Origin of the sequence: Acinetobacter sp. S4397-1, assembly GCF_024129285.1 — a bacterium.
Classification (GTDB): Bacteria; Pseudomonadota; Gammaproteobacteria; order Pseudomonadales; family Moraxellaceae; genus Acinetobacter; species Acinetobacter lwoffii_C.
Window position 1 is genome coordinate 35,229 of sequence record NZ_JAMXXZ010000002.1, and the last position, 24,687, is coordinate 59,915.

Here is a 24,687-nt window from a genome sequence, read left to right on the forward strand (position 1 = left end):
CAGTTTCTCACAGAGGTGAATAGGCTTTTAAAGTGCTGCGATGCTATCATAATTATTCTTTTATCGCATGTCGTGAGTAATATGCCTTATTCCTTGAATGTCACTTTAAATCATGAAGAAGATACCCGAAAATTGGCCAAAGTTCTGGCAGAAACCTTTCCTGCTGGTGTTGTCTATTTGATTGGTGACCTGGGGGCAGGGAAAACTACATTAACGCGCTATTACTTGCAGCAGCTTGGTCACAAAGGCTCGGTAAAAAGCCCCACCTATACTTTGGTTGAGCCGTATCAAATTAATGAGCAGGATATTTTTCATTTTGACCTGTATCGTCTAAATGACCCTTATGAGCTTGAATTGATGGGCATTCGAGATTATCTGGAAACGCCGAATGCGTTATTTTTATTTGAATGGCCATCTAAAGGTGGGGATGAAATTCCACAGGCAGATTTAATTATTGAAATTTTAAAATCCGAAGATGAACTTACACGTACTGTGAGTTTGATTTCATCTAATCTGGCATTAAAACAGGCTTTGGAGCGCGAATTTTCACATGGTTCATGATCTCAGTATACGCCGTATCCGTGCACTTGATCCGGCACTTGCCAACCAGATTGCAGCGGGAGAGGTGATTGAACGCCCCGCATCTGTAGTGAAGGAATTACTGGAAAACTCAATTGATGCAGAAGCAACCGAGCTGCTGATCCGGGTGGAACAGGGCGGCAGTACACTGATTGAAATCACTGATAATGGACGTGGTATCCATCATGAAGATTTGCCATTGGCTGTGCTACGTCATGCGACCAGTAAAATTCAGACTGCGGAAGAGCTGCATGCCATTAACAGTCTCGGATTTCGTGGTGAGGCTTTGGCATCGATTGCTGCTGTATCGCGTTTAAGTCTGACCAGTAGCCAGAATGAAGACGGCATTGGCTATCAGGTCGAAGTCAATGGGACCGCGTTTGAACATCAGGAAATTCAGCCGGTCGCGGCGCCTAAAGGCACCCAGATCCGGGTGCAGGATTTATTCTTTAATGTACCGGCACGACGTAAATTTCTGAAAAAGCCTGGAACCGAATTTGGGCATATTGAAGAAATTGTCCGCCGTATGGCCTTGACCCATTTTAATATCCGTTTTGTTCTGGAACACAATGACAGCATCAAACTGAATCTGCCAGTGGCAGACAGTGGCGCATTACGCTTTCAGCGGGTGCAGCAGTTACTTGGCCGCCAGTTTACTGAAAATGCTTACTGGATGGATGCAGATAGTATTAACATGCGTTTATCGGGTTGGCTCGGTCATCCCTCTGATGCACGTGCACAGGCTGATCTGCAATATGTCTATGTGAATGGGCGGATTGTCAAAGATAAGACCATTTCCCATGCCTTGCGTATGGCGTATGATGGCATTCTGCATGGTCATCAGCATGCGGCCTATTTACTGTTTCTGGAAATTGACCCGGAAAGTATTGATGTCAATGTGCATCCGACCAAGCATGAAATACGTTTTCTGAACCAGCGTGAAGTGCATGAGTTTGTACGGCATTATGCCAAGGAAACCTTGGCACAGTTCCAGACGGCGAGTGCTGATCTGTCAGAGGCAATGAAGACTGAAGATGAAGCTGTGGCGAGTGCATCTCAACCACGCTATCAGGAGCAATTCAGCCTGCACCAGTCAGTGATAGCCCAAATGCCAGCTCACTCGTCCACTGTCTCTGTTCAGGACGAAAATGCACCTTTGGATATACTGACAGATTTTGAATCCTCACGGCCGCAAACTGTGCATTATGCGCCGGATTACAGTAAATCTTATACTGGTTCACAGCAGCTCAATAATGCCTTAAAAAGCTATTTGGCACCCTTGCGAGAGCTTGACACTGTTACCGATGCGTCTATTGGCGATAGCTTTCAGACTCATCTGCAAAGCAAAGTCGATGAACATCCTTTAGGCATTGCCATTGCCCAGCTGCATGGCATTTATATTCTGGCACAGAATACCGAAGGCCTGATTATTGTGGATATGCATGCGGCACATGAACGTATTTTGCTGCAACAGATGAAAATGGCCTGGGACAAGCCGGAATTCTGGATGTCACAACAATTGCTGATACCTAAAGTTGTGAATATCAGCCGGATGCAGGCCATGCGGATTGATGAGCTGAGAGATCAGCTGGCACGTCTGGGGCTGGAAATTGATCAGTATGGTGATGAGCAGGTGATTGTACGTGGTGTACCGGCCATTTTGCACAAAGCCGATTTTGATGCCTTGATTCCTGAACTTCTTAATGACCTTGATCCCAATGATCAGGCGCAGGGCTTATTGCAGAAACGTGACCAGATTCTGGCAGGCATGGCTTGTCACGGTGCAGTACGTGCCCATCGTATTTTAAGTCTATCTGAAATGAATGCTTTATTGCGTCAGATGGAACACACTGAATTTGCGAGTCAATGTAATCATGGTCGTCCAACCTGGCGAGCTTTTCCATTGGCTCAACTTGATAAACTTTTTGCTCGGGGAGAGTAGTCTTACATGTCCAATCAACTGCCGGTCATCAATTTAATGGGACCAACTGCAAGCGGTAAAACTGCTTTGGCATGTGAACTTTATGAGCAAGGAAATTTTGAACTGATTTCAGTTGATTCAGCCTTGGTTTACCGGGAGATGGATATTGGTACAGCCAAGCCCTCAAAAGAGGAACTGGCGCGTTATCCGCATCATCTGATCGATATTATTAGTCCGATGGAAGTCTATTCGGCTGCAAACTTTGTCGAAAATGCCTGCAAACTGATCGATGAGATTCATGCCCGTGGTAAGACTCCGATTTTAGTGGGTGGCACTATGCTGTATTTTAAGGCGCTATTAGAAGGTTTGTCGGATAATTTGCCAAGTGCAGACTATACGGTTCGTGCTGAGATTGAAGATCAGGCTATACGTGAAGGCTGGGAGGCCGTCTATGCAGAATTGTGTCGGGTTGACCCGGTCGCTGGACAAAAGTTTAAGCCAAGTGATAAACAGCGCATCATTCGTGCCTTGGAAGTCTTTAGGCTGACAGGTGAGCCGATTACAAAACTACAAGCAGAACAACCAAAAAATCAACCATATCGTTACAGTTTCCATAATTATGCCCTGATGCCAGATCGGGTAGAATTGCACAAACGTATTGAGATACGGCTTGAATTAATGTGGAAAAACGGATTTTTGAATGAAGTTAAGGAGTTAATGGGAAAATACGATTTTGATGATAATTTAACGTCAATGCGTTCAGTTGGTTATCGTCAGGCCATAGAATTCTTAAAAAATGGCAATATAAGTAGCGAAAAACAACGAGAAATGGAAGATAAGGCTTTGTTTGCAACACGACAACTTGCAAAACGTCAATATACCTGGTTGAGATCTTTGCAAGAAAAGCATAAATTTACTACATATTTTACGCTCGAGCAGGCCCAAGAAGACTTGCGAAACTGTCACGGATAAAGCAAAATTTAGAGACTATCTTTTTTATAATTTTTAATTGAAAAATAGAGATAGTTTTTTGCGCTGATTTTTAATTTTTTTTGGAGTTATAACATGTCTAAAGGTCAAACTTTACAAGATCCGTTTCTGAATTCTCTTCGTAAGGAACGTATTCCTGTTTCTATCTTCCTGGTAAACGGTATCAAATTACAAGGTCATATTGAATCTTTTGACCAATATGTTGTTTTATTAAAAAATACAGTAAGCCAAATGGTTTACAAACATGCAATTTCAACTGTAGTTCCTGCACGTAATCCACGTCCTGCTGGTGCACCTGCTGGTCCTCAAGGTGCGGGCTTTGGTGGTCAAGGCGCGGGTGGCTTTGGTGGTCAAGGTGGCTTTGGTGGTCAAGGCGCAGGCGGCTTTGGTGGTCAAGGCGGCTTCGGTCAAGGTGCTGGCGGTTTCGGTGGCCAAGGTAGTTTCGGTGGCCAAGGTGGCTTCGGTCAGGGTGCTGGCGGTTTTGGTGGCCAAGGCGCGGGCTTTGGTGGTCAAGGCGCAGGCTTTGGTGCTCAAGGCACAGGCTTTGAGAATGACTCGAAATTTGAAGATTCTTCAGACGACGAAAACAATCGTTAATCGAATCTGAAATAAAAAAACCTCTCTATTGAGAGGTTTTTTTATAAGCTTGGATTCTCAAATGAAGTGCAACAGAGATTAAATTATTGGAAGGAAGCAAGATGAGCTAGCATTTTGCTTCCGACCGACCAAAGTCAAAGTTGCATCATGAACTATACTCATCTTACTCAAGAAGAAAGATATCAGATTTCTACATTGTTACGTGAAGGTTTTTCTAAGCGTTATATTGCCTGGAGGCTAAATCGCTCACCTTCCACTATTTCCAGAGAGATAGCACGCAATCGAGCAAGGAATGGTTATTTCGCTAAACATGCCCATAAATTAGCTCGCAGACGGCATTGCCCTAATCCCAAAAGAATCCCTTATGATACTTGGGTACAGGTCATTGCTTATCTTGATCTCCAGTGGAGTCCCGAACAGATTGCTTCTCATGTTTCAGTCAGTCTGCATTCCATATACAGGTTTATACAGCAGGATAAAAGCAGAGGTGGTGTGCTCTTCCACAACTTACGTTTCAGAAATCAAAGGAAGAGAAAATATGGCTCCATTGAGACTCGTGGCCAACTGACAAACCGCAAAAGTATCCATGATCGACCTGCTGAGATTGAGCAGCGCTCCCGCTTCGGTGATTTGGAAATAGATACGATTGTTGGCAAGAACCACCAACAATCTCTGGTTTCAATTGTAGATCGGAAGACGGGTTATCTTTGGCTGAAAAAGTGCAGCACGCGCAAGGCTGAGGAAGTTTGCCAGGCTACGATCAGATTGTTGAAACCCATCAAAGCACATCTAAAAACAATTACCGCGGACAATGGGAAGGAGTTCAGTCTGCATGAGTATGCTGCTCAGGAATTAGATGTCGACTGGTATTTCGCTGATCCCTATAGCGCCTGGCAGCGTGGAACGAATGAAAATACGAATGGATTGATCAGACAATATATTAGAAAAGGCAGTGACTTGAATGACTATACGGATGCATATATTGCAGAAATTACTCAACGATTGAATCATCGCCCAAGAAAAAGACTCGGCTTTAAAAGTCCGAGTCAGGTATTATGGCAACAACATGGTGTTGCACTTCAAATGCTAATCTAAGAAGTATTAATTTTAAACCTATAAAAAAATTTAATATTGTAGTGTCGGATCTATAGATATTTTTTAAAAAATAGCGAGATAGTACAATCAATCGCTAACCCGATTTTACACTCATTACACCTCATACCATGCTGACATCAACGCGGTCTAAGTTAAGAACTATTTTCCGTCATTTTTATATTTATCCCGAACAAAATCTTTGAAATCTTATTGAAACTATTTTTGATCAAATTTGACTAGGTTTGTCTTGGCGAGATTTACTTACCGCCTTTAGGAAATCCAATATAATATTCAAGCAGTTTTCTCGATGGTCAAAAATAAACTATTCCAAGTATTTAATTTCCTCTGACGTTGCTTCAGAGTGGATATTTATTGGTGCAAGCTAGGCGCACACATCAGTCTGCTACGGGGATTCAAAATCTGGGTATTTCAAAAGTATCGGTGGAGACAGTGCTCAAATTCATTTAGGAGTCGATTTAAATGGTAATCCTAGAATTATCATTGGGGATGAGACAAGCTATAAGGTCCAAGTTTCTCCTGCTTTAGTTGTTTGTTTGGGTGTGGCAGAAACTGATATTATTGCTGATAAAAGTTATGACGAAAAATTACTAAGAGAAAAAAATCAATATATTCAAACTCAAATAAATGCCCGGGGAAGAATTTACTCGAAGTCTAGGGGGTAAAAATATAGATCGGTATGTATATGAAATGAGGCCTTTAGTTGACAATAGCTTTGCAAGCTTAAAACAGCTTAGAGGTATGGCTACTCGGTATGATCAGCTAAAGCGAAATTATTAAAGTGCGGTTTTTTAGCTTATATTTATATTTGGCTGCCTTTATGAAAGGTTAACAAACCCTAACTTGAGAACCACTTACATATAGCAATGCTGCTGTTTGAGAAAAAAGCATCAACACAGAGTAATTGACTACTATCGCACCCAAGGACTAGAGCAGTGCATTTGGTGTGGTAGCCCAAGCGGTGCCTCTCGTCCTTTTATTTTTTAAGCCAATTTTTATGTATGATGGATAGAGAAGCTCAAGTTTGGTTCAAGTAATTAGTCGATACCTTGACATAATTCTGTGCGGAATAGGATAAAAAAGCCAACTCTTTTTCAGTTAGTGGACGGGCTTTCTTGGCAGGGCTACCCACATATAACCAGCCACTTTCCAGTACCTTGCCGGGCGGTACAAGCGTTCCTGCACCAATCATGACATCATCAGGAATTAACACATCATCCAGAATAATACTGTTAATGCCAATGAGGACGCGGTTGCCAATGGTGCAGCCATGTAGAGTCACATGATGGCCAATCGTGACATCTTCTCCAATAATTAAAGGTGAACCATTCGGTTTGTCAGATTTTTTATGGCTGACATGCAGCATGGCATGATCCTGAACGTTGGAGTTTTTACCGATTCGAATCGAGTTCACATCACCACGAATCACCGCAAAAGGCCATACTGAGACATTTTCAGCCAATACCACATCACCGACCACAATGCTCATGGGATCGATATAGCAGGAAGTATCGATCTGTGGGTGAGTGCTTAAATAAGGGCGAATATTTGGGTGCATATTGCGGGGTCCGAGGCTTATTAAAAAACATGAAGAGTATAGAACAAAAAAGCATCCATCTGAGTGAATGCTTTGGCTTTCGTCTAAGACGGAATGTTTGACTTAGAACAGGTTGCTGAAGAACTGTTTGATATGGTCGAGCATACGTGCAAAGAAGCCTGCTTCTTCAACCGCATTTAAAGCAACTAGCGGTTTTTCTGAAATGACTTTACCATCCAGAGTCGCTACATATTTCCCCACGACCTGACCTGGCTGTAACGGTGCAGTCAGTTTCGGCTGAACCACCAACTGGGTTTTAATGGCATTAGCCTGACCTTTAGGCATAGTCACATTAAAGTTTTCTGCAAGGCCGATCTGAACTTCATCTTCCTTTGCAAACCAGACTTTGGCCTTAGCCAACACCTGCTTGGCGGGTTGAACATTTTTGGTTTCAAAGTTGGCATAACCCCAAGCCAGCAAGTCGCGTGTCTGTGAGGCACGTTCCTGCATCGATGGCGCACCAAAAATCACCGAGATCAGGCGAGTTGGTCCGCGTTTGGCAGAGGTGGTTAAACAGAAACCCGCTTCATCGGTATGGCCGGTTTTTAAGCCATCCACACTTGGATCTGTATAGAGTAGAGCATTACGGTTACCCTGTTTGATGCCATTAAAGGTAAATTCTTTTTCTGAATAAATTGGATAGTATTTTGAGCTGTCTTTAATGATGTGCTGTGCCAAAATCGCCATATCTTTTGCAGTTGAATAATGACCTTCTGCGGGCATACCGGTTGAGTTCACAAAGCTGGTATTGACCATGCCGATACGTTTCGCTTCCTGATTCATCATATGTGCAAAGGTACCTTCGTTCCCTGCAATATGTTCAGCCATCGCCTTAGAAGCATCATTACCGGACTGGATAATAATCCCGCGTAACATTTCCAGTGTAGTCGCGGTACCATTTAAGGGCACATACATACATGACTCGGTGCTACTCCCACGGCACCAGGCAGATTCGTTCATACGAACCTGTTCATTTTCAGTCAGCTCACCGCTTAATAACTTCTGTTCGATGAGATAACTGGTCATCATCTTGGTCATTGAAGCCGGGGCAAGTTTTTCATTTTCATTTTTTGCAGCGAGAATTTGCCCTGTCTCGAAGTCCATTAGCACATAAGATTTATTATTCAATTCTGGTGGTGCAGATAAGACAGTTGCTGCAAAGCTGAAACTAGGAATTAATAATAATGCAGCAAGAGCGGTTTTTTGGGTCATTTCTAGTGGGTTCCAATATCTTGATGTAGGCACAAAAGAGCCTAGCATTTTAGGACAAAGCTAGGCTGACTTCTATGGGAAACCCGGGGTTATTTTAAAAGTATTGTAAGTAGCTGCAAGAAAAATGATTTAATTGCTGTAGGCAGTTAATTCATCACAAATCACTTGATTTTTTTTCTTACCGGCCTTTTTGGCATCGGTCTTGGCTTCGGCCAGAATATGACGAAAATCTGCTTGTTTGCTCAATTGATTTAAGCTTTCTACCGGATTTTTCTGACCTGGTAAATATTCAGCCACCAGCTTGTTATAGCCCTGGTTGAATTTGGCTTTGTCCTTGACCATGCCTGGACAGATTTCAGATAAGACATAAATCGCAGCAAGTTCATGCGGAGTCACAGATTGAACGGGTGTAACTTCAATATTTTCATCAGCAGCATGTGCGGAAGCGCCCAGAAAAGCTGCCACAGAAATGGCGCACAAAGAGAAGGTTTTAAATAAGGTCTTTTTCATTGAAAACTCAAAAATCAGCTTTAGAACAATAATTTGCCTAGCTTAAACCTATTTCTTAAATTGAAAAGTATGAAAATGTAGTGAAGCTGTAGAATTGTGAAGATATCTGTAAGAAAAATAAGACGATGTAAGCATCGTCTTATTTAGGATCCTAACACCGGATTCAACCTTGATGGTCAAGAATTTCCTGGCAAACTGTTTGTTGTTCTTCCTGAGAAGACTGTTTTGCACCGTCACGTGCTTCTTCCAGTAAAGATTTATATTCTGAATCGGCCTGAAGCGCTGAATAGGTCATGCCTTTAACCGAGTATTCCCCAAGATAGGTTTGGATCAATTGCTGAATTACGCTGTCAAATGTTGCATTTTTACCAATAATGGCAGGGCATACCTCAGCCATGACTTGTGCTGCGGCAATATCTTCTTTAATGATTGTATTGCTTTCTTCGGTGGTCAGATCAGTCGTTGCAAGTACTGAGTGAGAAAAAAGTGCGCTAAAGCACAATGCTACCCCTGATAAAGATTTTTTTTTCATCATGATGAACCAGATTTATTAAAGGTGGATGTAAGGCCACAAATATATATAATTCCTGAACGAATACAATGAAATGTCCTAACGAGTCATTTTCTGGCATAACGAGATTTTTTGTGAATATATTGATTTCAAACGATGATGGTGTGTTTGCCCCTGGTCTTCAGGCTTTGGCACGGGCTTTAAGTGCTTTAGGGCGTGTGGTGGTGGTGGCACCTGAAAGTGAACGCAGCGGCTATTCCAGTGCGCTGACCTTGGACCGTCCCCTCCGGCCGATCCAGATTTCTCCTGATGTCTGGGCGGTCAACGGTACGCCTGCAGATTGTGTCTATCTGGCCATGAACGGTTTATTCGATCTTGAATTTGATCTGGTCGTCAGCGGCATTAACAGCGGGGCAAATCTGGGAGATGATGTGCTTTATTCAGGTACTGTAGGGGCGGCCCTGGAAGGGCGGCTGAGCAAGCATCCTGCACTGGCGGTTTCGCTATGTGGTGCCAATGTCCGCGGCTATGAATCTTCTGAAGATTACCGGGTTGCGGCAACCTGGGTACGTGATTTTATTGCACAGGGTCTGCCCGTCTTACCGGAGCGACATATCTTTAATATTAATATTCCGGATATAGCCCTTTTAAAAGGTGCCAAGGTGACCTATCAGGGCCGTCGTTCACAATCCAAGCCCATTAGCAGTCATGTGGATCCGCGTGGGCGTCAGGTCTACTGGATTGGGCTGGCAGGTGAGGCAGTTGCAGAGCCAAAAAAAGGCCTGACCGAGATCGAATCTGACTTTTTCGCAGTCGCAAACGGCTATGTTAGTATCACGCCTATCCAGATAGATGCCACAAACTACGCAGTCTTGCACGACTTACAGGCTCAGCTGCCTGAAAATCTTCTATAAGTGTTATAACTTTGTGAAAAAATAACTATTGCAAGTATATTGCAGTAAAACTTTGCTACTCTTAACGCAATTTTGCAACCGTATAAATGTTTAGAGAGGAAGATAATGTCCTTGGTGTCAACGAAAAGCTTCGCGATAGCCTCAACATCCACCTTGATGAAAACGCTGGTTTTATCGATCGCAGCGGCATCCGCAATCATTATGACAGGTTGTGCAACCAAGCCTCAGGTGAATAATCCGGCTCGCTATGCTACAGCTCCTGACTTTTATACGGTTCGTTCTGGGGATACCTTGAGCGGTATTGCGACACGTTATGGCCTGAACTATATCAGTATTGCAGAAATGAATGATATTGCTCCGCCATACCGCATCTATGTAGGACAGTCGATCCGCCTGAAAAAGAATGCCGCACGTCGTACAACGGCTCAGCCTGTTACCCAAGCTGCACCTATCCAGCGTCAAACTATTGCAGTACCGACACCGGCGCCTTCAGTCAGCACCACTGTACAGACCACTCCACGCATAAGTCCTACACCGGTAACTCCGGTATCTACCGCGGCTGGATTGCGTTGGGTAAAACCGTCAAATGGTCCAATTTTGCAGGCCTATGATCTGGATGCAAATATCAAAGGCACCCGTTATGGTGGCCAAATGGGTGATCCAGTGATGGCAGCAGCCGATGGGCAGGTCGTCTATGCAGCCGATGGCTTAAAAGAATATGGCAACCTGATACTGATCAAGCATATTAATGGCTATATCACCGCTTATGCACATAACAGTAAATTAAACGTGAAAAGTGGTCAAAATGTAACAGCTGGTCAGAAAATTGCAGAAATGGGATCAACAGGTACCAACCGTACCATGCTTGAGTTCCAGGTACGTTTGGATGGTAAGCCGATTAATCCGACAGCAGTTTTACCAAATAATTAAATAAATAATGCAAAGCGCAAATTTCACCGTATAATACAATGAGTTGCTTTTATCAAAAGATGAGGCATCTCATAAGTTTAGAGGGAAATTTATGTTAGATCAACTTCGGGCAATGGGCGTCTTTGCTTGCGTTGTGGAAAAGAACTCGTTTAGCGGGGCTGCTCGTGAGTTAGGGATCACGACCAGTGCTGTGAGTCAACAAATTCGCTCATTAGAACAAGATATGGAAGTTATACTTTTAAATCGTTCGACAAGAAAATTAAGTTTGACTGAGGTGGGGCAAGCATTTTTCCACAGTTGCCAAGAAATGCTATCGGCTGCAGAGCGTGGCAAAGTTCGCATAGATGAGTTACGTGATGATCTGGTAGGTGAACTTCGCATTGCCTCCTTGCCAGAATTATGCGCTAATCATGTAATTCCTGCACTTTCTCACTGGATGTCTGCTCATCGCGGTCTGAGGGTCCATCTGGATACAAGCAGTCATGAGGTTGATTTGTTGGAGGGGCGTATCGATATTGCCCTGAAATTTGACCAGAATCAGGACGACCCGAACCTGCAGGTTGTACCATTGATCCAGATTGAACAGATTCTGGTTGCTGCACCAAGTTATATTAATCAAAAGTCAGTCATTTCACGTCCCGAAGATCTGAAAACTCATGATATGTTGCCACTGACTCATTTCAAGCAGTATCAGCGCTTTTATTTTAAGCATATTCATAGCGCAGAACAGGTGGAATTTGAGCTAAATTCACGATTTAGCACCAACAATGGTCAGGTTGCCAAAGCCATGTGTTTGCAGGGAAATGGCATTGCCAAGATTTTATATCTGGATGGAAAAAAAGACTTAATGAATGGTTCTCTGGTTGAAGTGTTGCCTGAATGGAAGCTTCCACCACTGACACTTTATGCCGTCATGCCGAAACGAGAACAACAGCCGACCAAAACGCTTCGTTGCATTGATACACTGAAACAATATTTTAGCCAGATTGCTGGGGGACGCGTGTTACAAGTGGCCTCATAAATATCCAGACTATAAAAAAGCCGCTTTCTAGCGGCTTTTTTGGGTTTAAAGGTTGGTTCTGTTTTAAGCCAGATAAGCTTTAATCATTTTAACCAGACGCTCCACCAGCTGGTCTGCCTGCTCTTGAGTGATATTCAGGGTAGGCAACAGACGCACGACATTTCCTGCGGTTACATTGATGATCATCTTGTATTCATCACGTGCAATATCCACCAGCTCGGCACAGGCTTTCGGTAATTCAACTCCAATCATAAGGCCAAAACCGCGTACGGTCACGTTATGGGCTGCAAGTTGGGTACGTAGCTGCTCAACAATATAAGCACCTTTTTCCGCTGCATTTTCCACGATATTTTCTTTTTGCATAATATCGATAATGGTATAAACCACACGTGAGCCTAAGGCGGTCCCACTATAAGTCGAGCCATGATTACCCGCAGTTAAAACGCCTACACCACGGCCTTGGGTCATGACAGCACCGATCGGGAAGCCATTGCCCAGACCTTTGGCTGTGGTCAGTACATCTGGAATAATATTGGTATGCTGATAAGCAAAATATTTTCCTGTACGGCCATTTCCGGTCTGAACCTCATCGAGCATCATCAACCAGTGGTGCTGGTTACAGAGCTGACGGATTTCTTCCAGGTAGCTAAAGCCCTGCGGAGCCGTATTAACTCCACCTTCGCCTTGAATTGGCTCGACCAGAATCGCGACAATATCAGGATGGTTGATCGCTACTTCTTCAATGGCTTCAATATCGCCAAAAGGAACACGGATAAAACCTTCAACCAGAGGGCCAAAACCTTCTTGAACTTTCTTGTTGCCTGTTGCAGACAGGGTAGCCATGGTACGGCCATGGAAAGAGTGCTCGGCTACAATAATTTTAGGGCTGGCAATGCCTTGCATATGACCGAATTTACGCGCAATTTTGATGGCGCCCTCATTGGACTCTGCACCACTGTTAGAGAAGAAAACCTCTTCCATGCCTGCTACTTCGGCAAGTTTTTGGGCTGCGGCAGTCTGCCAAGGTACTTCAAACAGGTTGCTGGTATGGATCAGGGTGGCTGCCTGTTCGGCAATCGCTTCAGCAATGACCGGATGTGCATGGCCCAAACCACATACGGCAATACCGGTTAAGGCATCCAGATATTCCGTACCATCCTCGGTATACAGATATGCACCTCGCCCTCGGATAAAGCTGATCGGTTGACGGCCAAAGACTGGCATCAAGTGAGAAGGTTGATCAGTTTGCACCGGAGCGAGACTAATATTGTTCATGACTGACTCTTTAGTGGAGGTGGAAATAAAAACTTATATAAGCAAAAACCTGAGCAGATTTAAAGGGTAAATGTAAATAAAAATGGATTTATTGCATTAGCCATACTGTTTTTCTCGGATTTCGGTATAATGCCAGACAGATTAGTTGAGGATTTATCAATGACTGAACAAGTACGCGATACCGAAGCGTTAATTCGTGACCAAATTGCTAAACATGCAGTACTTCTTTATATGAAAGGTACACCACAATTTCCACAGTGTGGTTTCTCTGCGCGTGCGGTAGAAGCACTCAGTCAAATTGGTCGTCCATTTGCTTATGTGAATATCCTTGAAAATCCGGATATCCGTGCAACTTTGCCACAAATCGCAAACTGGCCGACATTCCCACAGCTTTGGATCAATGGCGAGTTGATTGGTGGTAGTGACATCATGCTCGATATGTTCCAGAAAGGTGAATTGAAGTCTTTAGTTGAACAGTACAGCCCGGCACCTGAAGCTTAATTGATTTAATTAAACTCACAGCTGTAAAAAAGCGCTTCTTTTTAGAAGCGCTTTTTTATGTGGGTAAAAGGAAAATAGGGGGCAGAATTATTCTTCTGCCTTGTGCCCGGAATTTTCCAGATCTTGTGATTCAGCCGCCAGCGCTTCTGCAAGAGCGTCTTGCTTTGCCTGAATGTCTTTTACTGCGGCTTTTTCTTTTTTCTTTTTCTTCTTCTTTTTTTTCTTTTTCTTTGGCTCTTCCTCAAATTCGGCACCATCTTCAATGGCTTGCCAATAATCTAGCTGTTCCATGACTGCTGCATAAATCGAGTCTTTGCTATAACGGCCTTTTTTATCCATTTTGCCGACTGGACGTGCCATCAGAATCTCAAGCGCCTGATCAATGGTATCAATGGCATGGATATGAAACTGACCTTGTTCGACTGCTGTAATCACATCTTTGCGTAACATCAGGTGCTGCATGTTTTGACGTGGAATAATCACGCCTTGTTTGCCAGTCAGACCTTGCAGTTTACAGGCGTCGAAAAAGCCCTCGATTTTGGCATTCACTCCACCAATCGGCTGCACTTGGCCCAGTTGGTTCATGGAGCCGGTAATGGCCCAAGACTGGTCAATCGGTAATTGACTAATCGCAGAGATGAGGGCGGAGAGTTCAGCAACGGTTGCACTATCTCCATCGACCTGTCCATAGCTTTGTTCAAAGGCCAGAGCAGCTGAAAAATGCAAGGTTTGTTCACGGCCGAAATGTGCTTTCAGAAATGAAGCCATCAATAACACGCCTTTGGCATGTAAAGAGCCGCCTAGTTCAACACTGCGTTCAATATCCAGAATATCTCCGCCGCCTTGATAGACCGAAGCGGTCAGACGCGAAGGAAGGCCAAATTCGACATCTGCATAATGGATCACTGATAGGGCATTGATCTGACCGAGACGGTGACCGCGGGTTTCAATCAGTTGAGTACCGCGGGTCAGATCCTGCCAGTACAGTTCACGTAAATAGCCTAAGCGATATTTGCGGTGATCCAGAGCCATGTTGATATGCTTTTCAGAGACCATCTTGTCAGCGGCCTGAAAGGCATGATGGTGAGCCTCGCGAATCAGATCCCCCAAAGTCAAGGCATGCAGGGATAAAGAACTCTGGTCTTCGGCCTGACGGCTAGAGTCAGTGAGCAGGGCGGAAAGAGCGGAACGGTCAAAAGGCAATAATTTATCAGACTGCACATAATCGGCAATCAGCTGCATATAGGCCTGTTCATTTTCTTCATTGCGCTGCAGCGTATCGGTAAAGTCGGCACGGATTTTAAAAATACTGCCTAGCTCTGGTTCAAGCTCCAGAATTTCATAGTAAATTTCCGGTTCAGCCAGCAGTACCACTTTAATATTTAAAGGGATAGCAGCGGGCTCAATTGAAATACTGCCGGTTAGGGTCAGCATGTGTTCCAGAGAAGAAAGCTTCAGATGACCCGATTTAAGCGCACGTTTAAGACCCTGCCAGGCGTAAGGCTGTTCCAGTAATTGCTCGGCTTCAAGCATCAGGAAGCCACCGTTGGCTTTATGGAGTGACCCGGGACGGATTAAGGTGAAATCTGTGGTAATCGTGCCATTTTGGGTCAGCTGCTCTACATGCCCCAAGAGGTTGTAATGGGTTGGAAAGTCTTCAAAAATCACTGGTGCGCCAGCATTGGGTTTATGGGACACAATGACATTGGCCTGATAGCGGGCGGGTACACGACTGAAAAGCGCAGGTGTGAAGTCATCTTCTTCCTGTTCCAGTACAATCTCGACATTATTAATAATGTCTTCGGCATATTGCTTCAGATACTGTTCGAGTCCTTCCACATGTTTGAACTTGGACAGGATATGTTCAACCCGTGGTAAAACGACCTGTTTGGCAATATCACGGTTCAGCACTTGCACGCGATCACGTGCATCATCTTCCAGATCACCCAGATGCAGGCCGAGACGCTCCAGCTTCTTGTCCATATAGCGCATATTGGCCGCAATTTCTGCGCGATCCTTGTTGCTGAGGGCGTTCAGGTCATCCTGTGACATCTCCTGAACCTTGTCATCTTTTAGATAGACAGGCACGAAGCAATGTTCATCGTTGCGGGTAATCAGTTTTAAATCCAGATCTTCGCCTTCACGGGTCAGTTCGATGAGCGCCTGTTGCTGCTCGTCTCCCGTTTCCTGGCGAATCATTTCAATCCGGTTGTGATAGCTTTCCGCAGTAAATCGACGTTCCAGTTGCTTTAGAATAGTCTGCCAGCTCTGATGTAAAATTGTCTGGAATTTTGGCCCCTGACCGGCAGGAAGTTGCAGGGCAATAGGTTGGCGCTGGTTCTGGAAGTTATTGACATAGACCCAGTCATTTGGTGTCTCCATGGTTTTTGCATGTTGCTGTAGCAGCCGCTTTACCATGGTACGTTTGCCCAGACCTGCAGTGCCGACAGCAAAAATGTTATAGCCTGAATAAGGAAGCGCAATACCGGCTTCTACCGAGGCACGGGCACGGTCCTGTCCCAAAAAATTATTTAAGGGTTTGATTCTTTTTGTAGAAGCCGGAATTTTTTCGAGCTGGGGGATGTGTGTGAGTTGTTCTGCGCTGAGGCGGGTATGCGCAAGTGTAGGGTGTATTTCGCTTTTTTCAAATACTGAGACTGCTAGTTCAGAATGCTTAGAGAGTTGGGCTGTTGTTGTGTTAGTGGCAATAGAAGAATTAATTTGATCGAGTCTCTGGGTCACTGTTGAAAATCCAAAACGAAATATTACGTTGATAAGGTTTAAGGTATACAGATTTACTTGAAAATTTCAAGCTGCGGCATCGTTTTTGGCAAAAATAAAAAAATCCAGAATGTGATAATTATATAAATCTTATTGAAAGATGGCGTATTACAGGATTGAATAGCAGCAATTGATTTTCACGGAAAATAACAAGCTAATGACCACACAAACGACGGATTGGAAATCCGCATTTACAGCATTTTTGGATCGACGTGCCTTGATCATGCTGTTTTTGGGATTTTCAGCCGGTGTCCCGATTCTTCTCATTTTTTCCAGCTTGTCTTTATGGCTTGGTGAAGCCGGAATCAGCAAAAGTGCCGTGACTTTTTTTAGCTGGGCTGCATTGGGATATTCTTTTAAATTTGTCTGGGCACCGCTGATTGATGAATTACCGCTACCCTTTCTAACCAAAGCCTTGGGTCGCCGTCGGGCCTGGCTTCTGGTTGCCCAGATTCTCATTGTCTGTGCAATTGCAATTATGGCATTTTCTGATCCGGCATTGGGTCAGGCACATTTACAGCAAATGGCATTAGGGGCAGTATTGCTCGGCTTTTCAGCGGCAACCCAGGATATTGTCATTGATGCCTATCGTATTGAACTGGCTGAAGCCCAGATGCAGACCGTGCTGGCATCGACCTATAATGCCGGTTACCGCATCGGGATGATTGTGGCAGGAGCAGGGGCTTTGTTTCTGGCTGCCTATCTGGGCACAGCCAAAGGCAACTATATCTATGATGCCTGGAAATGGACCTATCTGGCGATGGCAGCCGTGATGCTGGTGGGTATTCTGACTACATTATTGATTCGTGAGCCACAGGTAGAGCGTATTCATAAAGACTATCAGCGTAGCGACTATTTTCGTCTGGTTGGTGTGTTTTTTATTGCCGTTATCAGCTTTGTTGCAAGCTATGTGTATTCAGGAAACTTGGTCACCATTATGATAGAGCGCTGGGCTATTCAGGATAGCTTGGCTTTGTTCTGTTTTGAAGCTTTACGTTTTATTGGCTCCGCTGCAGTTGCATTTGGGGTGGGTGCCGTACTGGTCAAAATGGGCGCTGTGAACAGACAGATGGCTTATGAAACCTGGGTGAATCCGGTGGCCGATTTCTTTGAGCGTTATGGCTTAAAACTGGCGCTGGTGCTGTTGCTCCTGATTGGCTTTTATCGGGTCTCCGATATTATTGCCGGGGTAATTTCCAATGTGTTCTATCAGGATTTAAATTTTAGCAAGGAGCAGATTGCTGAAGCCGTCAAGGTATATGGGGTGATTTTCTCCCTGCTCGGAGGTTTTCTTGGCGGATTGTTGGCCCAGAAGATGAACATCATGAAGCTGATGTTTGTGGGTGCTATTCTTGCCTGTTCAACGAATCTGATTTTTATAGGCCTGGTTAAATCCGGAGAAAAACTCGCTCAGGTCGAAGTGCAGGTCGGATCGCATTATTATCAGGTTGACACCGACGAAGTCGGTTACTGGAATATTCCGGTTCCCAAAGCAGCGCTTGAACAGAGCGATATCGTGATGGTCAAGGCTCAGTATCAAGATCAGGATATACCCGCAGTGACACTGCATATGCCTTATCTTAAAAGCCAAGCTCAGCAGGCACAATTACTGCTGTTGCCTATTACGACTGACAATATTATTACAGCCAATGAGCAGGACAATAGCATTGTAGTACGTGGACAATATACGGGCGCAGCGCTGCAAGATCAGCAAAAAATTGTAATGACGCTAGATGGCCAGAATTTTGATGCCAAACTGGATGAGGCAGGTACGTTTAGTGCTGCAATTCCAGCCGAAAAATTGGTAGCTTCAGCGACCAGGCAGATTAGTGTCAATCTGATGCAGCAAGATCAGGTGGTTTTGACCCAGCAGCACAGCTATATGGTGGATTTGACTCAAACTTTGACGAATGCTCTGGATGTCGAGATTCAGCCGCTCAAGATGGGTGATGCAGATATGGTTGAGGTGCAGGGGAAAGTGATTAAGCCTTACAGCTCTGCCTGGCTGTATTTTGCCATAATCGTGGATAATTTGGCTGCTGGATTGGCGGGTGCAGCCTTTATTGCTTTCTTGTCGAGCCTGACCAGTGTGTCCTTTACGGCGGTGCAATATGCCATTTTCAGTTCCCTGATGACCCTAACTCCTAAGATTTTGGGTGGATATTCAGGTACTATAGTCACCAATATCGGTTATCCGAATTTCTTCCTGATGACTACCTTGATGGGTATTCCAATCCTGATTCTCGTGGTCTGGGTCGCAAAACTGCTCGGTGAACACCAACAACACTCTGTAAATAAGGAGGATTAATATGCGCATGCTACATACCATGTTACGTGTAGGCAACTTGGAACAGTCTTTGAAGTTCTATACTGAGGTACTTGGTATGACTTTGCTTCGTAAGCGTGATTACGAAGAGGGTCGTTTTACCTTGGCTTTTGTGGGCTATGGCGATGAAGAAAACCATACCGTACTTGAATTGACCCATAACTGGGACACGGCAAGTTATGAGCTGGGCAATGCTTATGGCCATATTGCCATTGCTGTGGATGATGCCTATAAGGCCTGTGAGGAAATCAAGGCACGTGGCGGTAATGTGGTTCGTGAAGCAGGTCCAATGAAAGGCGGTGTAACCGTGATTGCCTTTGTGGAAGATCCAGACGGCTATAAGATCGAACTTATCCAGCAGGATAGTAATGCACGCAATAACTGATCCATACTGCAAGTAAGATGAAAAATCATCTTTTATTGGACTTGCAAAACGATCTAACTATGTCCAGAATTCGCTAGATATCTGGGCATTTTTTATCAAAGAATAAAACTTAAAGGGAAGTAAGTCAGATGCTTAAGCTCTTAGCATTAGATCGTTTTACAATATTGTTATTTGTAATGATATTGCTGGCCAGTTTGCTGCCGGTCTCCGGACAGGCAGCCCAGGTGTTTGGTTGGGTCACAACAGCAGCAATTGCAATCCTGTTTTTTCTGCATGGGGCTAAACTTTCCCGTGAAGCGGTCGTGGAGGGGATTATGCACTGGAGGCTGCATACTCTGGTCTTTGCTTTGACTTTTGCCTTGTTTCCTCTTTTAGGATTATTGGCCAAGCCGATTTTACAGCCAATGCTGGGACAAGAATTATATTGGGGCTTTCTGTTTATGTGTTTCTTGCCATCGACAGTCCAGTCGTCGATTGCTTTTACTTCAGTGGCCAATGGTAATGTGGCGGGTGCCGTCTGTAGTGCTTCCTTTTCCAATCTGATCGGTATGTTTATTACTCCTGCACTGGTGGCATTTTTCATTTTGGGCCAATCTGAACATGATTTTGATCCGACTGCTTCCATTATCCAGATTACCTTGTTGCTATTGGTTCCTTTTATCTTGGGGCAGGTGTTGCGTCCCTGGGTTTATCCTCAGATGATGAAAATGCCAAAGCTCGTCAAGGTTTTTGACCAGGGTTCAATTTTGCTGGTCGTATATGGTGCTTTTAGTAGTGCAGTGGTTGCTGGACTATGGAACGAAGTCAGCATCAGTACCTTGTTGTTATTGCTCTTGGCATGTTCGGTTTTATTGACGATTGTTATGCTGTTATCGCTGTATATTCCACGCTGGATGGGCTTTAACCGCGCCGACCAGAAAACGGCATTTTTCTGTGGTTCCAAAAAAACTCTGGCCAGTGGGGTACCGATGGCACAGATTCTATTTATTGGACAGCCATTGGGTATGATCGTATTACCAATTATGATTTTCCATCAAATTCAGCTGATGGTCTGCGGAGTTGTGGCTAATCTCTGGGCCAAAGAACCCGAGAAACCGGCTCAAGAATAATTCGCTTATTGAATCAGTTTGCCGTATAATATTGTCCAACTTGTTGTGCTTAGCTCTGACGGTATCTGTCTCGGTGGGCCAAAAGAATGGTCTGTTATGGTGTTGATCTGCCAGAATTTCGGTTCCGGCTTTCCTCAGGTTTGAGAGTGATCAATTGCGATGACAGCAAAACCTTCTTTAATCTTTATGGAGTAATCGACGATGCGCGCCGATATTCACCCAAAATACGAAAAACTAGTTGCTACTTGCTCTTGCGGTAACGTAATCGAAACTCGTTCAGCTGTTGGTAAAGAAACTCTTTATCTAGACGTATGTTCAGCTTGCCACCCATTCTACACTGGTAAGCAAAAGAACGTTGACACTGGCGGTCGTATCGACAAGTTCAAACAACGTTTTGCTGGTATGTCACGTTCTATCAAACGTTAATACCCAAAATAAAAAAACGGGCATATTGCCCGTTTTTTTGTGCCTGTGATTCAGGGAATTCCTCCAGCTTCACAGGTTGGTACAACACCTTAATGGTCTTGTACGTCAATCAGGTGGTCCAGTTTTTTCTGGAAATAATCCCCCTGAATAAAGCGGGCATCCACGTTCCAGGCATTGGCGAATAAAGTCATGTCATTCAATTCGCGAATCAGGATATTCAGCGGCCTGATTTCGTTATAGCTGGCAATTTTTTCTTGTAACTCTTCAATTTCAGTATCATGATTCAGCATCTGGGTTAAGCTGGAATGCAGGCTGACGCCATCTAGTTCCAGTTCTTGCAGTAGATTTGGGCTATAGATAGACTGACCAAAATCACGCAGGGAAGTCAGTGCACCATGTTCATGCAGAACACGCAAATACTTCTGGGCATCTTGCTGATTCAGTAAAACATCCTCTTCCGAGAATTGGAGGGTAAGCGGATGCTGGTTTTTACTGCGGATAATCGTAATCAGCTTGGAGATAAATTCCGGGAAGGTACGGTCTTTAAATAATACTGCCCGATTCAAGTTAACAATTAAGCTGGCATCCGGATATTGGGTAATAAAGTTATGTAACTGTTTGCTGGCTTCAACCAGAATCCAGCGATCTAGTTTAATGGATAACTCGTCATCTTCACGCAGCTCAAGGATTGATGAAATATCCTGCCATTTATTGTCAAAGATAAAACCGCTGGTGACTTCATAGCGATAGAGGCGAGTATCTTCTTTATCATACAGTTGTTGATATTTTAAATGAATTTCGCCACGATCCAGACATACACGCAAGGCTTTTAATATAGAAGGCGTTCCATCTAGAACTGAAGTAACTGCCGGGCTAATGACCGCCGTTGTTGGACTGTCAAGAGGTACTTCTTTCGCCACACTAAAGTCTATGCCTGGCATTTGAAGCGCTTGAGGGGTTGCTGGCGCAGAGGTATCCAGAATAAATTCAGGGGCTGCTTCTGCTTGAGGTAAAGCAGTCGAGAAAGCTTGTGCTACCAGATCATTGTAGTGGCTTTCGTCATTCAGGCCATCTTCCAGCATGATATAGCCGATGCGAAAATTCAGCGGGAACGAGTTTTGTCCAACAGTAATGAGTTGAGGCTTGCTGAGGGCATTTAATCCAATCAGCTTGGACTCCAGGATTTGCTTTGAGTCCGCCTGAAACAGGCCAACAAAGACATCATATTCCAGTTTAAAGAGCGGAACATGAGTCTGTTCTTTCAGGAAGGCTCTAATTTCGTTGAAGTAACTACTAAAAGTGTGCCAGTCAGAGGAGAGCACTGTGGGCTCATAAGAGGTCAGAGAGAAGGTGACCAGCGCATTAAAAGGCGCAGGCTGCTTGCTCATTTTCCGTTTAAGTAGCTGGAAAGCACCGGGTTTACCTAGAGCTTTGTCTGTGCCTGATTGTGACTGTGCTTGTGTATCAATGGTGATTTGCAGGGCATCTTCTTCAGTCGTTGAAGCAAGAAATTCAAGTTTTAAGGGATTCGCCGCGGAGATTTTGGGGTTGACAGATACAATATCAAAACGGCCTAGGTCAAACTGCCCTTGAGAAATCTTTTTAAAGCGTGTTTTGAACTCGTTTAAATCTTCTGGCTGTAAGAGGTCAAGCAGGGGTAACCCGATCAGATCATCTTCACTGTGCAAGCCAAAAAGCTTCAGATAGTCAGCATTCGCCTGAATATGAATCCCTTCCTGAATGGTTGCGACGGCGCGGTTACTGTCTTCAACCAGAGACTGGGCCTGATTCTGGGCGGTTTCCAGTTCGTTCATCAAGTGCTGTTGGGTTTGCAAACCGCGGCTAAAAGACAGCGCGCGCACCAGACCAATATAGAAGCGTTCCGGATAATCTAGATTCAGAATGTCATAAATACCTTTATGGACATATTGTGCGTATTGCTCAGCCTTATAATCTTCAGGCTTGAGTAAAATAATGGGAAGTTCAGGCTGGTGAGAAAGACGAACCAGACTCAGGGCCTGCTCATATTTCAGGTCATAGGCACGACCGAAAATAATCAGATCCCAATTAAAATTCAGCTGTTTTTCAAAAGACTGCAGATCATCCAGCAGGACGGCATCCACCTGATATTGATTATTGCTCAGAAGGTCACGGATTTGGTTATATCTAATTTGATTATCATCAATAATCAGTAAACGTGTTTCAGTACGTTTCAACTTTTTAGACAATAATGGATTTCTCACTTTAATGCTTCCCATAAATCGTGATTTCTAGCTTCATTTGTATGCTTATGAATAAAGCGTTCAATAAGCTCTTGTTCCTGATCATTTAATAATTCGTAATCAAAGCGGATAAAACTTTGGGTAATCAGGTGGGCCTTGGTTAGATAAATCTTGAGCTCTTGCTGGCCAAGACGTAAATGAATGGTTTGTTTTTCCCGGAACATCTGTGAACCCGGCACAATGATGCTGGTCGAAACCTGATCCAGTTGCGTGGTCTGGACCAACAGAGCTGGCTGGTAATTGGCCTTATGAAGTTCTGTACGGGTGTAGACGGCACATGGATATAGCTCCTGTGTCAGCATTTCCAGACCAATTTCTAGGCTTTTATCTGTAGATTGCTTGATCCAGCGAATCACACCGCCGCGCCATTGACTCTGTGATTTTTCCTGTACCAGAATAAATTCACCAGTTTTTAGAAGGGGCGGTGTTATGCCAGACCATTTAATCCGGTAACCATTGACACTAATATCCAGCACTTCGGCACTATGAATCTGTTTGGTTTCCCGGTCCAGTGCCTTGATACTGCTAAATCCATTTGGAATGGCGCTTTGCAGGGAGCTGACAAAGCTGCTTTCGCTTTGTAAGTTGTAATTGGCCTCTAAGTCCAGTGTCTCATTAAAGTTCTTACCTTTGGACAGATAAAAATGAGCAACCGTCAGGCCAAAGCAGATATTAATTTGTGCCGAATATTCATAACGTTCATGACGGCGTTCCACATTATTTGAAAGCAGATGATAAATATGAAAATGCAAGGCAGGGGTCAGGAACAGTTTTTCATTGCGTGACAGGTATTGGGCATTTTTGGTTTGCGTACCGGCCAGATGTTCCATCAGGCTCTGGGTAGCAATAAAGAAACTTGGCTTAAACTGCTCGCCCTGATGAGCGTTGAGTAAAGGTGGATGATCCTTGCTGGCATCTACCACATAACGAGACAGAGTGGTCTCTTTGGGCAGAATCTGAACCCGTTTCGCCCAGTCCGCACTGCATAAATATAAGCCCTGAATTTCTGCGGGACGAATCTGGTTGGTATTAAAAATATCCAGCAAGATGAGCTGTGCATAGGCTTGGGCAATATTCTGGATGTCATGTTCTGTTCCCAGAATCTGGTTGATATTGACCTGGTAGAAGTTATGCGCCATGGCACCTTCAAGCAACTGATGGGCAGCCAGCCATTGTCCCGGCCCGGGTGCGCTATACAGCATGTTTTGCTGGTAGAACAGCAGGCTCAGTTGCTGTAGCGCATAATAGGTGGAAACAATTCGGGCGGTTTGCAGACTTTTCTTTTTGCCTAGAGAAAAGAGCGAAAATTTTTGATGACTCAGCTGGTAATTGCAGCGTTTGACAATATCAATATAGATTTTGGTAAAGTAAGTACGTAACAGCATCGCCAATTCAATGATCTGGTCATTGCGGTCAGTCGTAATCAGGCCCTGATTAATGAAATGCTTTTCCAGACTGCCCAGCACATTTTCAAGCGTGGGATGAAGGATTTGAATCAGGTCAAAGCGTAAGGTCTCAGCACACTTCAGTTCTGAAATTTCGAGTAAGGCGCTAAACAGGGATTTAGAAGAATTACCCAGTTGCAAGACTGAAATACCGGTAACCCACTCCTGTAAAGCCTTGGCATTGGTCGCACAAAAGCTTAACTCGTCGAGTTGAAGCTCAGTCGGTGTCTGAAAGATATCTGAAGTAAGTTTACTCATCTTT

At 44.3% G+C, this 24,687-nt stretch carries 21 protein-coding genes and 1 pseudogene; 14 read left to right on the top strand and 8 right to left on the bottom strand.

The genetic code is table 11. The features are described 5' to 3' along the window. Positions 1–81 precede the first annotated feature (81 nt). From tsaE to NI467_RS01500, 6 genes and pseudogenes are all read left to right on the top strand, one after another. Entirely contained in the window at positions 82–561 is a 480-nt protein-coding gene (tsaE, locus tag NI467_RS01475) for a tRNA (adenosine(37)-N6)-threonylcarbamoyltransferase complex ATPase subunit type 1 TsaE (RefSeq protein WP_151203880.1), read from the top strand. Continuing rightward, the gene (mutL, locus tag NI467_RS01480) at positions 551–2,521 is read left to right on the top strand and encodes a DNA mismatch repair endonuclease MutL (protein WP_253150558.1); all 1,971 of its coding nucleotides are present in this window, start codon (positions 551–553) and stop codon (positions 2,519–2,521) included. Before tsaE ends, mutL begins: the two co-directional genes overlap by 11 nt. A 6-nt stretch (positions 2,522–2,527) precedes the next feature. Next, positions 2,528–3,472: a tRNA (adenosine(37)-N6)-dimethylallyltransferase MiaA gene (miaA, locus tag NI467_RS01485; protein ID WP_253150560.1), complete on the top strand. Its 945-nt coding sequence runs from the start codon at positions 2,528–2,530 to the stop codon at positions 3,470–3,472. Positions 3,473–3,565: 93 nt separating this feature from the next. Continuing rightward, positions 3,566–4,087: an RNA chaperone Hfq gene (gene hfq, locus NI467_RS01490; protein WP_253150562.1), complete on the top strand. Its 522-nt coding sequence runs from the start codon at positions 3,566–3,568 to the stop codon at positions 4,085–4,087. A gap of 147 nt (positions 4,088–4,234) precedes the next feature. Then, positions 4,235–5,182: an IS30 family transposase gene (locus tag NI467_RS01495; protein ID WP_253150564.1), complete on the top strand. Its 948-nt coding sequence runs from the start codon at positions 4,235–4,237 to the stop codon at positions 5,180–5,182. Between the two features lie 128 nt (positions 5,183–5,310). Continuing rightward, positions 5,311–6,024 (top strand): annotated as a pseudogene (locus NI467_RS01500) (IS5/IS1182 family transposase). A 194-nt stretch (positions 6,025–6,218) separates the two neighbouring features. Here the strand turns inward: NI467_RS01500 and NI467_RS01505 are convergent. From NI467_RS01505 to NI467_RS01520, 4 genes are all read right to left on the bottom strand, one after another. Continuing rightward, positions 6,219–6,758 (bottom strand): gamma carbonic anhydrase family protein, encoded by a 540-nt coding sequence (locus NI467_RS01505; RefSeq protein ID WP_253150566.1) that lies wholly within the window; start codon positions 6,756–6,758, stop codon positions 6,219–6,221. A gap of 102 nt (positions 6,759–6,860) precedes the next feature. Continuing rightward, on the bottom strand, positions 6,861–8,009 hold the full coding sequence (gene dacC / locus NI467_RS01510) for a D-alanyl-D-alanine carboxypeptidase PBP5/6 (protein ID WP_151203875.1): 1,149 nt from the start codon (positions 8,007–8,009) through the stop codon (positions 6,861–6,863). A gap of 129 nt (positions 8,010–8,138) precedes the next feature. After that, a complete protein-coding gene (locus NI467_RS01515) occupies positions 8,139–8,519 on the bottom strand; it encodes an MCR_0457 family protein (protein ID WP_253150567.1) in 381 nt (126 codons plus the stop codon). A gap of 163 nt (positions 8,520–8,682) precedes the next feature. Then, positions 8,683–9,054, bottom strand: coding sequence for an MCR_0457 family protein (locus tag NI467_RS01520; protein WP_151203873.1), 372 nt, complete (start codon positions 9,052–9,054; stop codon positions 8,683–8,685). 110 nt (positions 9,055–9,164) lie between these two features. Between NI467_RS01520 and surE the strand changes: the two genes are divergently transcribed. The 3 genes from surE to NI467_RS01535 all read left to right on the top strand — a co-directional run bounded on the left by surE (position 9,165) and on the right by NI467_RS01535 (position 11,895). Continuing rightward, entirely contained in the window at positions 9,165–9,944 is a 780-nt protein-coding gene (gene surE / locus NI467_RS01525; RefSeq protein WP_253150569.1) for a 5'/3'-nucleotidase SurE, read from the top strand. A gap of 105 nt (positions 9,945–10,049) precedes the next feature. Next, on the top strand, positions 10,050–10,874 hold the full coding sequence (locus tag NI467_RS01530) for a peptidoglycan DD-metalloendopeptidase family protein (RefSeq protein ID WP_253150571.1): 825 nt from the start codon (positions 10,050–10,052) through the stop codon (positions 10,872–10,874). Positions 10,875–10,965: 91 nt separating this feature from the next. Beyond that, positions 10,966–11,895 (top strand): LysR family transcriptional regulator, encoded by a 930-nt coding sequence (locus NI467_RS01535; RefSeq protein ID WP_151204855.1) that lies wholly within the window; start codon positions 10,966–10,968, stop codon positions 11,893–11,895. Positions 11,896–11,958: 63 nt separating this feature from the next. Here NI467_RS01535 and NI467_RS01540 read toward each other — a convergent pair whose 3' ends face one another. Next, positions 11,959–13,170 (bottom strand): aspartate aminotransferase family protein, encoded by a 1,212-nt coding sequence (locus NI467_RS01540; RefSeq protein WP_253150573.1) that lies wholly within the window; start codon positions 13,168–13,170, stop codon positions 11,959–11,961. 159 nt (positions 13,171–13,329) lie between these two features. On the opposite strand from NI467_RS01540, the gene grxD reads away from it, so the two are divergent. Continuing rightward, a complete protein-coding gene (grxD, locus tag NI467_RS01545; protein WP_151204857.1) occupies positions 13,330–13,671 on the top strand; it encodes a Grx4 family monothiol glutaredoxin in 342 nt (113 codons plus the stop codon). Between the two features lie 87 nt (positions 13,672–13,758). Here the strand turns inward: grxD and NI467_RS01550 are convergent, their stop codons facing one another. Continuing rightward, positions 13,759–16,413, bottom strand: a complete 2,655-nt coding sequence (locus NI467_RS01550) for a Lon protease family protein (protein ID WP_151204858.1) — start codon at positions 16,411–16,413, stop codon at positions 13,759–13,761. A gap of 196 nt (positions 16,414–16,609) precedes the next feature. Between NI467_RS01550 and NI467_RS01555 the strand changes: the two genes are divergently transcribed. The 4 genes from NI467_RS01555 to rpmE all read left to right on the top strand — a co-directional run bounded on the left by NI467_RS01555 (position 16,610) and on the right by rpmE (position 20,698). Continuing rightward, the gene (locus tag NI467_RS01555) at positions 16,610–18,760 is read left to right on the top strand and encodes an MFS transporter (protein ID WP_253150574.1); all 2,151 of its coding nucleotides are present in this window, start codon (positions 16,610–16,612) and stop codon (positions 18,758–18,760) included. Position 18,761: 1 nt separating this feature from the next. Beyond that, the gene (gloA, locus tag NI467_RS01560) at positions 18,762–19,163 is read left to right on the top strand and encodes a lactoylglutathione lyase (RefSeq protein ID WP_151204860.1); all 402 of its coding nucleotides are present in this window, start codon (positions 18,762–18,764) and stop codon (positions 19,161–19,163) included. A 128-nt stretch (positions 19,164–19,291) separates the two neighbouring features. Next, positions 19,292–20,272, top strand: a complete 981-nt coding sequence (locus NI467_RS01565; RefSeq protein ID WP_253150576.1) for a bile acid:sodium symporter family protein — start codon at positions 19,292–19,294, stop codon at positions 20,270–20,272. A gap of 201 nt (positions 20,273–20,473) precedes the next feature. Beyond that, on the top strand, positions 20,474–20,698 hold the full coding sequence (gene rpmE, locus NI467_RS01570; RefSeq protein ID WP_004971624.1) for a 50S ribosomal protein L31: 225 nt from the start codon (positions 20,474–20,476) through the stop codon (positions 20,696–20,698). 89 nt (positions 20,699–20,787) lie between these two features. Here rpmE and NI467_RS01575 read toward each other — a convergent pair whose 3' ends face one another. Next, complete coding sequence (locus NI467_RS01575; protein ID WP_253150578.1) at positions 20,788–22,956, bottom strand: EAL domain-containing protein; 2,169 nt, start codon at positions 22,954–22,956, stop codon at positions 20,788–20,790. Then, complete coding sequence (locus NI467_RS01580; RefSeq protein ID WP_151206103.1) at positions 22,938–24,683, bottom strand: GTPase; 1,746 nt, start codon at positions 24,681–24,683, stop codon at positions 22,938–22,940. The genes NI467_RS01575 and NI467_RS01580 overlap by 19 nt, the downstream gene beginning before the upstream one ends. Positions 24,684–24,687 lie beyond the last annotated feature (4 nt).

Bases quoted from the DNA above. Each gene is read 5' to 3' on its own strand.
- hfq (WP_253150562.1), top strand. From the start codon at position 3,566: ATGTCTAAAGGTCAAACTTTACAAGATCCGTTTCTGAATTCTCTTCGT.
- NI467_RS01580 (WP_151206103.1), bottom strand. From the start codon at position 24,683: ATGAGTAAACTTACTTCAGATATCTTTCAGACACCGACTGAGCTTCAA.
- NI467_RS01495 (WP_253150564.1), top strand. From the start codon at position 4,235: ATGAACTATACTCATCTTACTCAAGAAGAAAGATATCAGATTTCTACA.
- NI467_RS01535 (WP_151204855.1), top strand. From the start codon at position 10,966: ATGTTAGATCAACTTCGGGCAATGGGCGTCTTTGCTTGCGTTGTGGAA.
- NI467_RS01575 (WP_253150578.1), bottom strand. From the start codon at position 22,956: ATGGGAAGCATTAAAGTGAGAAATCCATTATTGTCTAAAAAGTTGAAA.
- NI467_RS01565 (WP_253150576.1), top strand. From the start codon at position 19,292: ATGCTTAAGCTCTTAGCATTAGATCGTTTTACAATATTGTTATTTGTA.
- miaA (WP_253150560.1), top strand. From the start codon at position 2,528: ATGTCCAATCAACTGCCGGTCATCAATTTAATGGGACCAACTGCAAGC.
- dacC (WP_151203875.1), bottom strand. From the start codon at position 8,009: ATGACCCAAAAAACCGCTCTTGCTGCATTATTATTAATTCCTAGTTTC.
- gloA (WP_151204860.1), top strand. From the start codon at position 18,762: ATGCGCATGCTACATACCATGTTACGTGTAGGCAACTTGGAACAGTCT.
- rpmE (WP_004971624.1), top strand. From the start codon at position 20,474: ATGCGCGCCGATATTCACCCAAAATACGAAAAACTAGTTGCTACTTGC.
- tsaE (WP_151203880.1), top strand. From the start codon at position 82: ATGCCTTATTCCTTGAATGTCACTTTAAATCATGAAGAAGATACCCGA.
- mutL (WP_253150558.1), top strand. From the start codon at position 551: ATGGTTCATGATCTCAGTATACGCCGTATCCGTGCACTTGATCCGGCA.
- NI467_RS01505 (WP_253150566.1), bottom strand. From the start codon at position 6,758: ATGCACCCAAATATTCGCCCTTATTTAAGCACTCACCCACAGATCGAT.
- grxD (WP_151204857.1), top strand. From the start codon at position 13,330: ATGACTGAACAAGTACGCGATACCGAAGCGTTAATTCGTGACCAAATT.
- NI467_RS01515 (WP_253150567.1), bottom strand. From the start codon at position 8,519: ATGAAAAAGACCTTATTTAAAACCTTCTCTTTGTGCGCCATTTCTGTG.
- NI467_RS01555 (WP_253150574.1), top strand. From the start codon at position 16,610: ATGACCACACAAACGACGGATTGGAAATCCGCATTTACAGCATTTTTG.
- NI467_RS01540 (WP_253150573.1), bottom strand. From the start codon at position 13,170: ATGAACAATATTAGTCTCGCTCCGGTGCAAACTGATCAACCTTCTCAC.
- NI467_RS01530 (WP_253150571.1), top strand. From the start codon at position 10,050: ATGTCCTTGGTGTCAACGAAAAGCTTCGCGATAGCCTCAACATCCACC.
- NI467_RS01520 (WP_151203873.1), bottom strand. From the start codon at position 9,054: ATGATGAAAAAAAAATCTTTATCAGGGGTAGCATTGTGCTTTAGCGCA.